At 58.6% G+C, this 14,002-nt stretch carries 11 protein-coding genes and 1 tRNA gene; 8 read left to right on the top strand and 4 right to left on the bottom strand.

What is annotated here, in order from left to right:
- Window positions 1-74: 74 nt before the first annotated feature.
- From uca to ACMXYH_RS25175, 8 genes are all read left to right on the top strand, one after another.
- On the top strand, window positions 75-3,734 hold the full coding sequence (uca, locus tag ACMXYH_RS25140; protein WP_415765295.1) for an urea carboxylase: 3,660 nt from the start codon (window positions 75-77) through the stop codon (window positions 3,732-3,734).
- 25 nt (window positions 3,735-3,759) lie between these two features.
- On the top strand, window positions 3,760-5,538 hold the full coding sequence (atzF, locus tag ACMXYH_RS25145; RefSeq protein ID WP_415765297.1) for an allophanate hydrolase: 1,779 nt from the start codon (window positions 3,760-3,762) through the stop codon (window positions 5,536-5,538).
- A gap of 158 nt (window positions 5,539-5,696) precedes the next feature.
- Complete coding sequence (locus ACMXYH_RS25150; protein ID WP_415765298.1) at window positions 5,697-7,184, top strand: sensor domain-containing diguanylate cyclase; 1,488 nt, start codon at window positions 5,697-5,699, stop codon at window positions 7,182-7,184.
- A gap of 6 nt (window positions 7,185-7,190) precedes the next feature.
- The gene (locus ACMXYH_RS25155; protein ID WP_008153014.1) at window positions 7,191-7,385 is read left to right on the top strand and encodes a cysteine-rich CWC family protein; all 195 of its coding nucleotides are present in this window, start codon (window positions 7,191-7,193) and stop codon (window positions 7,383-7,385) included.
- 56 nt (window positions 7,386-7,441) lie between these two features.
- Entirely contained in the window at window positions 7,442-8,134 is a 693-nt protein-coding gene (locus ACMXYH_RS25160; protein WP_415765299.1) for a pseudouridine synthase, read from the top strand.
- A gap of 313 nt (window positions 8,135-8,447) precedes the next feature.
- A complete protein-coding gene (locus tag ACMXYH_RS25165) occupies window positions 8,448-9,332 on the top strand; it encodes an alpha/beta fold hydrolase (protein WP_129441896.1) in 885 nt (294 codons plus the stop codon).
- 179 nt (window positions 9,333-9,511) lie between these two features.
- A tRNA-Gly gene (locus tag ACMXYH_RS25170) sits at window positions 9,512-9,585 on the top strand.
- A 293-nt stretch (window positions 9,586-9,878) separates the two neighbouring features.
- Complete coding sequence (locus ACMXYH_RS25175) at window positions 9,879-10,439, top strand: magnesium transporter (RefSeq protein WP_129441895.1); 561 nt, start codon at window positions 9,879-9,881, stop codon at window positions 10,437-10,439.
- A 32-nt stretch (window positions 10,440-10,471) separates the two neighbouring features.
- On the opposite strand, the gene ACMXYH_RS25180 is transcribed toward ACMXYH_RS25175, so the two are convergent.
- The 4 genes from ACMXYH_RS25180 to ctaD are packed head-to-tail and all read right to left on the bottom strand — an operon-like array spanning window position 10,472 to window position 13,981.
- Window positions 10,472-10,789: a cytochrome C oxidase subunit IV family protein gene (locus tag ACMXYH_RS25180; RefSeq protein ID WP_033061398.1), complete on the bottom strand. Its 318-nt coding sequence runs from the start codon at window positions 10,787-10,789 to the stop codon at window positions 10,472-10,474.
- Between the two features lie 13 nt (window positions 10,790-10,802).
- Window positions 10,803-11,516 (bottom strand): heme-copper oxidase subunit III family protein, encoded by a 714-nt coding sequence (locus ACMXYH_RS25185; protein WP_415765300.1) that lies wholly within the window; start codon window positions 11,514-11,516, stop codon window positions 10,803-10,805.
- 6 nt (window positions 11,517-11,522) lie between these two features.
- Window positions 11,523-12,209 (bottom strand): cytochrome c oxidase subunit 3, encoded by a 687-nt coding sequence (locus tag ACMXYH_RS25190; RefSeq protein ID WP_415765302.1) that lies wholly within the window; start codon window positions 12,207-12,209, stop codon window positions 11,523-11,525.
- Window positions 12,206-13,981: a cytochrome c oxidase subunit I gene (ctaD, locus tag ACMXYH_RS25195; protein ID WP_415767749.1), complete on the bottom strand. Its 1,776-nt coding sequence runs from the start codon at window positions 13,979-13,981 to the stop codon at window positions 12,206-12,208. Before ctaD ends, ACMXYH_RS25190 begins: the two co-directional genes overlap by 4 nt.
- Window positions 13,982-14,002 lie beyond the last annotated feature (21 nt).

A 14,002-nucleotide genomic window follows, 5' to 3' on the forward strand; every position in this document is an offset into this window, starting at 1 on the left:
GCCTATCGAAAAACTGCGGGACGGCCCGCATCCCAGGTCGAGGCTGATGCGTTATCGCCTCCAGGGGTTATGCCATGTTCGAAAAAGTCCTGATTGCCAACCGTGGCGCCATTGCCTGTCGCATCCTGCGTACCTTGCGTGAGTTGCAGGTCCAGGGCGTTGCCGTTTACTCCGAAGCCGATGCCGCCAGTTTGCACATCCTGCAAGCCGATGAAGCCCACAGTCTCGGTGAAGGCGCAGCCGCCGGCACCTATCTGGCCGTCGAAAAAATCCTCGCCATCGCCAAATCCACCGGCGCCACGGCGATCCATCCCGGCTACGGTTTTCTCTCGGAAAACGCCGCGTTCGCCGAAGCGTGCGAAGCCGCCAACATCGCCTTCATCGGCCCGACGCCAGAGCAGCTGCGAGTGTTCGGTCTCAAGCACACCGCGCGCGCCTTGGCCAAGCAACACGGCGTGCCGATGCTCGAAGGCACCGAGTTGCTCGACAGCCTCGACGCGGCGCTGATTGCCGGCGAACAGGTCGGCTACCCGGTGATGCTCAAAAGCACCGCTGGTGGTGGTGGCATCGGCATGCGCGTGTGTCGCAGTGCGGCCGAGTTGAGCGAATCCTTTGAGGCCGTCAAGCGCCTCGGCCAGAACAACTTCAGCGACGCCGGGGTGTTCATCGAGAAGTACATCCAGCGCGCCCGACATCTGGAAGTGCAGGTGTTCGGCGACGGCCGGGGCGAAGTGATTGCCCTCGGCGTGCGCGACTGCTCGGTTCAGCGCCGCAACCAGAAAGTCCTCGAAGAAACCCCGGCGCCGAACCTGCCCGAGGGCATGGCCGAAGAGCTGTGTACGGCGGCGATCAAACTGGCGAAAGCGGTGAATTACCGCAGCGCCGGCACCGTTGAGTTCGTCTTCGACAGCGAGGCTCAACGCTTCTACTTTCTCGAAGTGAACACCCGCTTGCAGGTGGAGCACGGCGTCACCGAGCAAGTCTGGTGTGTGGATCTGGTGCGCTGGATGGTCGAACTGGCGGCGGGTGATTTGCCACCGTTGGGCACGTTGAGCCAAGGTTTGAAAGCCGATGGTCATGCGATTCAAGCACGGCTCTATGCCGAAGATCCGGGCCGCGATTTTCAGCCAAGCCCCGGCTTGCTGACCGCCGTGAACTTCCCTGCCGCCGATGGCAAACACTTGCGTATCGACACGTGGGTTGAAGCCGGTTGCGAGATCCCACCGTACTTCGATCCGATGATCGCCAAAGTCATCAGTTGGGCGCCGACCCGTGAAGAAGCTGCTGCCGATCTGCATCAGGCGTTGGGCGACAGCCTGCTCTACGGAGTGGAAACCAACCGCGACTATTTGCGGCAGATTCTGCTCGATGTGCCCTTCGCCAGCGGTCAGCCGTGGACCCGTTGCCTGGAAGGTTTGGTGTATCAGGCCAACACGTTTGAAGTGTTCAGCGCCGGGACTCAAACCAGCGTTCAGGACTATCCCGGCCGCCTCGGTTACTGGGCCGTGGGCGTGCCGCCGTCAGGGCCGATGGACAGTCGCGCGTTACGTCTGGGCAACCTTTTGCTGGGTAACGACGAAGGCGCCGCGGCACTGGAAATCACCATGAGCGGGCCGCTGCTGCGCTTCAATTGCGACGCGGTGGTGGCGGTCACAGGCACGATGATTCCATTGGCGCTAAACGGTGAAACCGTGCCGATGAACACCGCGCTGCTGGTTCCGGCGGGCGCGACATTGAGCCTCGGCACGATTGCAGGAGCAGGCGCTCGCAGTTATTTGTGCCTGCGTGGTGGCCTTCAGGTTCCAGACTATCTGGGCAGCAAAAGCACCTTCACCCTCGGCCAGTTTGGTGGGCATGGTGGTCGTGCGTTGCGAGCCGGCGACGTGTTGCATCTCCCTGCTTTGAACGACCGCAGTGCCGGTCAACAACTGGCTGAAGAACAGGTCACCGAGTTGCCCACCGTGCGGCAAATTCGGGTGATCTACGGCCCTCATGGCGCACCGGAATACTTCACCGAAAACTACATCGGCACCTTCTTCGCCACCCAGTGGGAAGTACATTTCAACTCCAGCCGAACCGGTGTGCGGTTGATCGGGCCGAAGCCTGAATGGGTACGTGCCGACGGTGGCGAGGCGGGTCTGCATCCGTCGAATATTCATGACAATCCGTACGCCATTGGGGCGGTGGATTTTACCGGTGACATGCCGGTGATCCTCGGCCCCGACGGCCCTAGTCTCGGCGGGTTTGTCTGCCCGGTGACCGTGATCGAAGCTGACCTCTGGCAGCTTGGGCAGCTCAAGGCTGGGGATAAAGTGCAGTTCCTCCCGGTCGATCTCAAGACCGCCCGCAACCTCGCCCTGAAATGGAATCAATGTGGGAGCGACGGTGCGACGATTCGACTTGCTCGCGATGACGTCGGCACATCCAGCATTGATGTGACTGACACACCGCTATCGCGAGCAAGCTCGCTCCCACAGGGGATTGTGTCGCCTGTGGTGTTGGATTTGGGCCAGGGGGATACGCGGCTGGTTGCACGGCTGTCAGGCGACACCCACCTGCTGCTGGAAATCGGTGCCCCCGAACTGGACCTGGTCCTGCGCTTCCGCGCCCACGCCTTGATGCAAGCCCTGGAAAGCCAAAACCTGCACGGCGTCATCGACCTGACACCCGGCATCCGCTCGCTGCAAGTGCACTACCAACCCGAACAACTGCCGCTGGCCGATCTGCTCGGCATCGTCGCCGGCGAATGGGATGCCGTGTGCGCCGCCAAGGACCTGCAAGTGCCCTCGCGCATCGTCCATCTGCCGTTGTCCTGGGACGACCCGGCCTGCCAGTTGGCGATCGAAAAATACATGACCACCGTGCGCAAGGACGCCCCGTGGTGCCCAAGCAATCTGGAGTTCATCCGCCGCATCAACGACCTGCCAAACCTCGACGAAGTGCAGCGCACGGTGTTCGACGCCAGCTACCTGGTGATGGGCCTGGGCGACGTCTACCTCGGTGCGCCGGTCGCCACGCCGCTCGACCCGCGGCATCGCTTGGTGACCACCAAATACAACCCGGCCCGCACCTGGACCGCGGAAAACTCGGTGGGCATCGGTGGTGCTTACATGTGCGTGTACGGCATGGAAGGCCCCGGCGGTTATCAGTTCGTCGGCCGCACTTTGCAGATGTGGAATCGCTATCGCGAGGTCGCCGCATTCGATGGCAAACCGTGGCTGCTGCGCTTCTTCGATCAGATCCGTTTCTACCCGGTCAGTGCCGATGAACTGCTGCGCATTCGACGGGATTTCCCACTCGGGCGCTTCGATCTGAATATCGAGCACAGTCAGCTGAATCTGGCGGATTACCAAGCCTTCCTGACGAAGGAAGCCGAGAGCATTGCCGCGTTTCGCGATCAGCAAAAAGGTGCATTCAACGCCGAGCGCGAGCGCTGGATCGCCAGTGGCCAGGCGCATTTCGACAGTGAAGAGCTGACCCCGGAGGTGACCGAAGACGCGCCGTTGGCCAGCGGTCAACAGAGCGTCGACAGCCACATCGCCGGCAACCTTTGGCAGGTTCAGGTTGAAACCGGTAGCCGGGTTGCCGCGGGTGATGTGCTGGTGATTCTGGAGTCGATGAAGATGGAAATCCCGCTGCTCGCGCCTATGGCCGGGGTGGTGCGCGAGATTCGCGTGCAACCGGGTTCGGCAGTGCGCGCCGGACAGCGCGTCGTGGTGCTGGAACTTGAGTGAACCCATGTTGAAAAGGATTAACGCGATGAACATCAATCTGCAACTCGATGCCCTGCGCAACGCCTATCGCGACGCCAGCATCACACCTCGGCAACTGCTCCTGAACCTGCGCGACAAAGCCGCTGCGCTGAACCCGGATTATCACCTGTTCATCCACTTGCTCAGTGTTGAAGAACTGGAACCGTACCTTGCCGCGCTCGACGGTCGCGACCCCGACAGCTTGCCGCTGTTCGGCGTGCCGTTCGCGATCAAGGACAACATCGACCTGGCGGGCATTCCGACGACCGCGGCGTGCCCGGCGTTTGCCTACGTGCCGGAACGTTCGGCGACCATCGTCGAGCAATTGCTGGCGCTGGGTGCGATTCCGTTGGGCAAGACCAATCTTGATCAATTCGCCACCGGGCTTAACGGCAGTCGCTCACCGTATGGCGCGTGCCCGAACAGCGTGTTGCCGGAGTATCCGTCGGGCGGCTCCAGCGCCGGCTCTTCGCTGGCGGTGGCGCTCGGCGTGGCGAGTTTTTCCCTGGGCACTGACACGGCGGGTTCCGGGCGCGTGCCGGCGGCGCTGAACAATCTGGTGGGGTTGAAAGCCACCAAAGGGTTGATCTCCACGGCCGGTGTGGTTCCGGCCTGCCGCACCCTCGATTGCGTGACCACGTTCACCGCGACTGCTCGGGAAGCCAGTCAGTTGCTCGCGCTCACTGCGCACATTGATCCCCGCGATGAATACAGCCGTAGCAATCCGTTGTGGAATGACGGCTCGGCGTTTGGTGCACCTCGCCCCTTCCGCTTCGGCGTGCCGCGTGCTCAGGATCTGAAGTTCTTCGGCTGCCCTGAAGGCCCGTTGTTGTTTGGTGATGCCATCGATCAGCTCAAGGCTTTGGGCGGTGAAGCCGTGGAACTGGATTTGTCGCCATTTCTCGAAGCGGCGCGGTTGCTGTATGAAGGGCCGTGGGTGGCTGAGCGCTACAGCGTGGCCGGTGAGTTGATGGAGAAAAATCCAGAAGCTGTGCTACCGGTGATTCGCGCGGTGCTGGCCAAGGCTCCAGCGGTGAACGGCGTGCAAACCTTCCGCGCCCAGTACCGGCTGCAAGCGCTGAAAGCCCTGTGCGACCAGGCGCTGGAAGGCCTCGACTGCGTGCTCACACCCACCATCGGCCGCCCCGTCACGCGGGCGGAACTGGATGCCGAACCGGTGCTGCGCAATTCGGAACTGGGCTACTACACCAACTTCATGAACCTGCTCGATTACGCCGCCGTCGCCGTGCCCAGCGGTTTCATGGGCAATGGTTTGCCTTGGGGCGTGACGTTGTTCGGGCGGGCGTTTACTGATCAGTATTTGTTGAGCGTGGCGGATGCCTTGCAGCGCCAGCAAGGTTTGGCAACACCGGTTCCGTCGGCTGCCGCACGCAATGACCGGGCGCGGTTGGTGGTGTGTGGTGCGCATCTGGATGGGCTGGCGCTGAACTGGCAGCTCAAGCAGCGCGGGGCTCGACGGGTCGAGACGACGTTCAGCTCGCCGGACTATCAACTGTATGCCCTGGCTGGCGGCCCGCCGTTTCGTCCCGGGATGGTTCGCGTGAAGGACGGGGGTGTGGCGATTGCAGTGGAGGTTTGGGAATTGCCGAGCCGTGAGTTGGGCTCGTTTTTGACCGGAATACCGGCACCGTTGGGATTGGGCAAGGTTCAATTGGCGGATGGGCGTTGGGAGAGCGGGTTTATTTGTGAGGCGTATGGGTTGGAGGGAGCGGTGGATATCAGTCACTTGGGTGGGTGGCGTGCATATCTGAAAAGTCTTGTCTGACAGCACGCAGGAACCTGTGGGAGCGAGCTTGCTCCCACAGGGTCCGGGGGCATCTTGCATGGCGTGTGTGAACAATCATTCGCGCTGCACATAGAGCAGTTATTTCCCGGCGGTGCCATTAGAATGCCTGCCATCGGGTCACTGCCAACGGAATCGTCATGCCGCTTCGCTCGCCGCTGTATTCGCAACGTTCGTTGGTCCTCACGCTGATCGCGCTGCTGGGTGCAGGTTTTCTCGCCACGTCTTTCCTCAGTTACTACGCCTCGCGAGCGTCGATCCGCGACAACATCATCAACACCGAACTGCCGTTGACGTCGGACACGGTCTACTCGGAAATCCAGAAAGACCTCGTCAGACCGATCCTGATTTCCTCGATGATGTCCCGCGACACCTTCATGCGTGACTGGGTGGTAAACGGCGAAAACGACCCCGAGAAAATGACCCGCTACCTCAACGAGGTCATGACCCACTACGGGGCCTACACCGCATTTTTCGTCTCCAACACCAGCCTCACCTACTACCACGCCAAGGGCGTACTCAAACAGGTCAAAGCCACTGAACCCCGCGATGCATGGTATTTCCGCGTACGAGACATGGCCGATCCCTACGAAATCAATGTCGACCCGGACCTTGCCAACAAGGACAACCTGACCTTCTTCATCAACTACAAGGTCTACGACTACAACAACCGTTTCATTGGCGCGGCTGGCGTCGGTCTGACAGTCGATGCGGTGATCAAGCTGATCGACAAGTACCAGCAGCGTTATCAACGCAGCGTGTTTTTCGTCGACAACTTCGGGCGCCTGGCGCTTACGGGCGCCGAGGGTGGCCCGGAAGGCGCGCGGATCGGGCGGACCCTCGGCGAGCTCGACAGCATGAAGGACCTGGTCAGCCAACTGCCCAAACCTCACAGCGGTAGCTACGAATATTCCGTCCGGGGCCAGGGACATTTCCTCAATGTGCGTTTCATTCCGGAGCTGAACTGGTACTTGTTCGTCGACAAACGCGAAGACGGTGCCCTCAGTGAAATCCGCCAGTCGCTGTACCTCAACCTCTTGATCTGCCTGATCGTCACGCTGATTGTGCTGGCCCTGCTCAACCGGGTGATCAAGCGCTACCAGGGCAAGATCCAGGCCCAGGCGATCCTCGACAGCCTGACCGAGTTGCCGAACCGACGCGGTTTCGACCTGTTGGCGGCGCAAGCCATGCACGAAGCCCAGCGCGAGCCCAAACCGCTGACCGCGTTGCTGCTGGATCTGGACCACTTCAAGGTTTTGAACGACACCTACGGTCACCTTGCCGGCGATCAGGTGCTGATCGGCTTTGCACGGGATCTGGAGAGTTGCCTGCGGCACTCCGACATCGTCTGCCGTTGGGGCGGGGAGGAATTTATCGTGCTGCTCAAGGACACTGATGGTGAGACCGGTCTGATGGTCGCCGAGAAAATTCGTCAGCATGTCGAGCAACAGCGTTATGCCTACAACGATAAGGCCTTGCAGCTGACCGTGAGCATCGGCCTGACCACCCTGCAGACCGATGACACCTTGCACACGCTGCTCTCGAGAGCGGATCATGCGATGTACCGGGCCAAGCAAGCCGGCCGTAACCGCACCTGCGTGGAAATGCCTCACTCCAGTTATGCATAACCCTAAATGAATAAGCCAGATTTCTGCCCGGCCTGCGGCGCCTCCAACGACTGCACTCTGGCCGACCCGCGAACCGCCGATCGGGCCTGCTGGTGCTACGGCGTCAGCATCGACCCGGCAGTGCTCGAAGCACTGCCGCCCGAACTGCGCGACAAATCCTGTTTGTGCCCACGCTGCGCGCAAGTCGAGGCGCAGCTGTAAGCAACCGCGCAACCGATCACGTAAGATACGCGCCCCTTTCCTACCGATCCCTCGTCATGCGCATTGACCGTTTCCTCAGCAACCTGCCGCGTTTCAACCGTAAGCAGGTGCGTCTGTTGCTGGTGGGAAAGCGCGTCAGGATCGACGGAAAAGTCGTCAGCGACCCTCACGCCGACGTACTGGAATTCAGCCGCGTGGAAGTCGACGATGAGCAGCTGCAAGTCGGCAAGCCTGCACGCTACTTCATGCTGCACAAGCCGCCCGGCTGCGTCAGTGCCACCCGCGATCCGCAACACCCGACCGTGCTCGACCTGATCCATGAACCGGACAAGGAGGACCTGCACATCGCCGGGCGCCTGGACTTCAACACCACCGGCCTGATGCTGATCACCAATGATGGCGGCTGGTCGCGACGCCTGACCCAGCCGCAAACCAAACTGCCCAAGGTCTACTACGTAGAGACTGAGCAAGAGATTGGCCCGGAATACGCTTTGAAATTCACCGAAGGCCTGTACTTCGCCTTCGAAGACCTCACCACCCAACCCGCCGAGCTGGCCGTACTCGGGCCAAACTCCGCACGACTGAGCATCGTCGAGGGCCGTTATCACCAGGTGAAGCGGATGTTCGGCCATTTCGACAACAAGGTGCTGCGCCTGCACCGTGAAAGCATGGGCCCGCTGGTGCTCGACAGTGCCCTGAAACCGGGCGAGTACCGCGCATTACGCACCGAAGAGATTCAATTGATCTAAGCAGGCGACCGCTCAGCAGAAGTTGTCGAACAATTTGCCAAAGATACTTGCGCGATGACGTGACCCCTGCTTGAATCAGGACGTCGGCCGAAATGTGACCGACGAGTCACAACATACTTCTAAGAAACTTTTTGCCGGTAGAGAACCCTCAGGTTCCGCCTTCCCCCGGCAGACTGCCCGCCAATAACAATACCCGTCGACCGGACTGCAATGGATCGACATGGGCCTCTCAAATTCCAGGCGCATGCCTACCTGTCACAAAGCTCGTGCAATCTGATTTGCACGCATACCCGCTTGCTAGGAGTCTTATGACATGAGGCCAGAAATCGCTGTGCTGGATATACAGGGTCAGTATCGGGTTTACACGGAGTTCTATCGCGCAGACGCCGCAGAGAAGACCATTATTCTGGTCAACGGCTCGATGGCCACGACTGCGTCGTTTGCACAAACCGTGAAAAACCTTCACCCGCAGTTCAATGTGGTTTGCTACGACCAGCCCTACGCGGGCAAGTCGAAAGCCCACAACCTGCACGAGAAATTGCTGACCAAGGAAATCGAAGGGCAGATCCTCCTGGAGCTGATCGACCACTTCGCCGCCGAACACGTGCTGTCGTTTTCCTGGGGTGGCGCCGCGACCCTGGTCGCCCTGGCCCACCAGCCACGACGCATCGAGAAAGCCGTGATCAGCTCGTTCTCTCCGGAGATCAACGCGCACATGCTCGACTACCTCGAGCGCGGCATCGATTACCTCGGCAGCCGGGACGGTGACCGGGTCGGCAACCTGGTGAACAGCACCATCGGCAAACACCTGCCGACACTGTTCAAGCGCTTCAATTATCGGCACGTCAGTTCCCTGGCCGAGCATGAGTACGGACAGATGCACTTCCACATCAGCGATCTGCTGCACAGTGATCGCCAGTGCTTCTTCAAAGCCGCGGAGAAAATCAACGTGCCGGTGCTGTTCATGAACGGCGAATGGGACGAGTACACCGCTGCCGACGGCGCGCAACTGTTCGCCAACCATGTGCAACACGCTACTTTCACCACCCTGCAGGCCACCGGCCACTTTCTCGACATGGAACACAAAGCTGCTTGCCGAGATAGCCGCAACGCATTGCTGGGCTTTCTGAAACCTTCGCAACACGAAAGTCGACCGCGTTATCACTACGTCCAGGACCAACATGCATTGGCCATCTGAAACAGCGTCATCGCGAGCAGCCCCGCCCTACAGTGTTGAATGCATTCCTGTAGGAGCAAGGCTTGCCCGCGATAGACCGCCACCCGGTCTGTGTCTTGTTTCACCTGCGCTAAAGCCGTCCCACGCAAAGAAAAACTTCATTTCCACGCCCACATCTGGTACAAAGTCAGCCGCTCTGAGCGGGTGTCGTATAATGGCATTACTCCAGCTTCCCAAGCTGATAACGAGGGTTCGATTCCCTTCACCCGCTCCAATCGAATTTGATCTCACGTCAGGCGGGTTTTGACGGGAGATGCAGGAACACAAAAACCGGTCCGTTGTGACCGGTTTTTTTGTGTCCAGGATTTGGGGTGCCGGGGAACCTGCCGGGAGCATCAGACCGCATGCATCCCGTCACCATGCCTGAATGATATGCAGTGCTATACTTTTTTATGGTTTGAATGAAGCGTACTGCGTTGCCCACGGGTACTGATACCGACTGTAAATCTCGACTGGCAGCTGCAAGACAAAGGAGGTCTACGGCAAGCACGAGATGGGAGGTTTGGCATGAATCGACACTATTACATCAGCAACAATCTCGACGATCTTGAAGCCGTTGAAAATGAGCTGGAAGCCAGCGGCATCAATTCCGAACAAATTCATGTGCTCAGTGAGCACGTTGCCGATGTTGAACAACATCACCTTCACGAAGTTAACTCGTTAATGGAACAGGATGTTGTCCACTCTGGCGAAATTGGTGCAGTGATCGGTGTGCCACTCGCGGCGCTGGTTCTTGGCGGCGCCTATTGGCTGGGCTGGACCGAATCCGCCGCAGGCTGGATGCCTTTCATCTTTCTTGCCATTGTTGTATGTGGCTTCTGCATCTGGGAAGGCGGTTTTTTTGGTATCCAGGTGCCAAACACTCACTTCCGCAGTTTTAAACAGGTGGTAGCAGAGGGAAAACATATTTTCTTCGTAGATGTCGAGCCGAATCAGGAGTCGGTATTGGACGGGGTTATCGAACATCATCCAATGCTGGAGATCGCCGGTACGGGAACGGCAGCCCCCCACTGGACAGTCGCCTGGCAGCACAAATGGCATCAGTTCAAGCGAGTGATATCGGGTTAGCCCCTGGAGACTGAAGGCCATCCGGAAGCTGCTTATTGGCCGAAGGAAATGACCCGGCTGAGGAAAACATAGTCCGCCTCGGTGGCCATCAGTCCGACGAGTACCAGCAAACACAACGGTGGCACCAGTATGGCGTAGACCATGGCCAACCGTTCCCAGGCCATATGCATGAAGATGGAGACAATTAAACCTGCCTTCAACAACATGAAAGTAATAATCAGGGCCCAACGAAGGTAACCATGGAAGTGAAAGTAGTCGACCAGATACGACATCGTACTGAGGACGAACAACAGCCCCCAGATTTTAAGGTACAAGCTGATCGGATGTTGCTGACCCTGAGCATGTGCCATCACCCGTGCTCCTCTACCATAAATAGAAGAAAGCAAAAATAAACACCCACACCAGATCCACGAAGTGCCAGTAAAGCCCGGCTATCTCGACGTTCTGATAGTTTCCGGAGCGCTCATAATCTCCCCGCAATACTTTCATCGCCACAATGCTGAGGTAGATGGCGCCGATTGACACATGCAGTCCGTGGAAACCGGTAATCATGAAAAAGCTGGCACCAAATTGCGCCGCCCCCATAGGGTTCCCCCAAGGACGCACCCCTTCTGCGATGAGCTTGCTCCATTCGAATGCCTGCATGCTGACGAAGGTCACACCCAAGGCAGCGGTCGCCAGCATCAGGGCAGTGGTTTTCGCACGATCACGGCGATAGGCGAAATTGACTGCCATGGCCATGGTGCCACTGCTGCTGATCAGCACAAAGGTCATGATGGCGATCAGAATAAGCGGGATTTCTCTACCGCCGATCGTCAATGCGAACACTTCACTGGGGTTCGGCCAGGCGGTAGTGATGGTCATGCGTACCGACATGTAGCCGGTTAAAAAACAGGTGAATATAAACGTATCGCTGAGCAGGAATATCCACATCATCGCCTTGCCCCAAGGGACCTGCTTGAAAGCCTCCTTATCCGAGGACCAGTCGCTGGCGATCCCCTGCCATCCTGCTGTAGGCGGCAAGCTGGGTGGATTGGATGAACTGGACTCGCCTGGGGCGGGTGAATGCGATGCCATGGCTTTTCACCTCAGGCCGCAGAATCTGGCGATGGCTTCATAGGTTTGCGGCGTGCTGGTCAGCAGAGCGAATAGCACGAACCAAAGACCCAGTAAGTAATGCCAATAGATGGCACACAGCTCTACGCTGGCGCTGAGTTGCGGCAACGGCACATGACGCAGGAATTTGGCGACGGTTCTGCCCCAGGCGATCAACCCGCCCAGCAGGTGGAGCCCATGCACACCGGTCAACAGGTAGAAGAAGCTGTTGGCCGGATTGCTGGCGACAAAGTAGCCCCAGGCGACAAACTGCTGCCAGACCCAGAATTGTCCCACCAGAAAGGCAATTGCAAATACGCCCCCCAATACAAAGCCAATGACCGTTGCGTCCAGTCGAGCCTGTCGCGCGGCCATGCGCGACCACTGCAGTGCGATGCAACTGAATACCAGAAAAGCCGAATTCACCCACAGCGGCCATGGATTGGCTAACGGGGCCAAGGGGTCTGTCAGGGGTAGCCAGTCGGCCATTTGTGAGCGGGCGATAAAGGCGAGCAGGAAGAGAAAGAATAACGAACTCACCACGGCCAGAAACAAGCGCAGGCCTATTCTTGCAGTTTTGCTTCTATCAGCGGCGGCCTGAATACCTTCAGGATCGCGACTCCAACTGCCGCCGGGGTCAGCGCCATCGGCGTTTCTCAATAGCATTCGGCTCATGTTTTAACGTCCGCTATCTTGGTTCCGGCACTCAGTTGCCGCATGTGCTCCAGCTCCTCGGCGGAGATTGTTTGCGGAACGAAATCCTGTTCTATCCCCGGCACACTGTAGTCATAGGCCCAGCGATGCACGACCGGCAGCTTCGCTCCCCAGTTACCGTGTATCGGCGGGGTGTTCGGCGTTTGCCATTCCAGACTGGCCGCGCCCCAGGGATTACTGCCTGCGGGCCTGCCCTTAAACACACTCCAGGCCAGGTTAAACAGGAACAGCAACTGGGAAACGCCGACGGTCAATGCGATCACCGTAATGAAGGCATTCAACTCTTGCGCCGACTGCGGGATGAACGCGTAGTTTTCATAGGCGTAGTAGCGACGTGGCATGCCCTGGAAACCCAGGTAGTGCATGGGGAAGAAGATGGCGTAGGTGCCCAGAAAGGTAATCCAGAAATGCAACTTGCCCAGGGTGTCGTTCAACATGCGCCCGGTGACTTTCGGGAACCAATGATAAATGCCACCGAACACCACCAGTACCGGTGCAACCCCCATGACCATATGAAAATGGGCTACGACGAAATAGGTGTCCGAGAGCGGAATATCCACGATCACATTGCCCAGAAACAACCCGGTCAGACCGCCGACCAGGAAGGTGACGATAAAGGCCAGGGCAAACAGCATCGGCACGGTCAGATGGATGTCGCCGCGCCACAGGGTCAGCACCCAGTTGTAGACTTTCAGCGCCGTCGGCACCGCGATGACCAAGGTGGTGACGGCGAAGAAAAAGCCAAAGTACGGGTTCATTCCGCTGACATACATATGGTGCGCCCAGACCACAAAGCTGAGTACGCCAATCGCAATAATGGCCCACACCATCATTCGGTAGCCGAAGATATTTTTACGCGCATGCGTGCTGATCAAATCGGAGACCAGACCAAACGCCGGGAGAGCAACGATGTAGACCTCCGGGTGGCCGAAGAACCAGAACAGGTGCTGGAATAAGATCGGGCTGCCACCCTGGTGATCGAGCTGCTGCCCCAGCGAGATCATCGCCGGCATAAAGAAGCTGGTGCCCAACAGCTTGTCAAACAGCATCATGACCGCACTGACGAACAACGCCGGGAACGCCAGCAAGGCCATGATCGAGGCCATGAAGATTCCCCATACGGAAAGCGGCATGCGAAACAATGTCATGCCGTGCGTGCGCGCCTGCAATACCGTGGTGACGTAGTTCAACCCGCCCATGGTGGCTGCGACAATGAAAATCGCCAGTGAGACGAGCATCAGGACGATGCCCCACTCGACCCCCGGTGTCCCCTGAGAAATGGACTGTGGCGGATAGAGCGTCCAGCCCGCACCGGTGGGGCCGCCAGGGACAAAGAAACTGGAGAGCAGCACGAGTACCGCCAGCAGGTAGAACCAGTAACTCAGCATGTTGACATAGGGGAAGACCATGTCGCGGGCGCCCACCATCAGCGGGATCAGATAATTGCCGAAGCCCCCCAGAAACAAGGCCGTCAGCAAATAAATGACCATGATCATGCCGTGCATGGTCATCGCCTGATAGTAAGTACTGGCGTCCATGAACGCCAAACTACCGGGGAAGCCTATCTGTATGCGCATCAAGTCAGACAACACGATGGCGATAAGCCCCACGAACAGAGCCGTCAAGGAATATTGAATGGCTATGACCTTGTGGTCCTGACTCCAGATATATTTGGTCAGGAAACTTTTGGGTTCATGCAGTGCTTCTGTTTCGGCTTGCTCCGCATAGGCCATCACGTCATCCTCCGGTTCGAA

Origin of the sequence: Pseudomonas frigoris, from assembly GCF_047758635.1 — a bacterium.
GTDB lineage: Bacteria > Pseudomonadota > Gammaproteobacteria > Pseudomonadales > Pseudomonadaceae > Aquipseudomonas > Aquipseudomonas frigoris.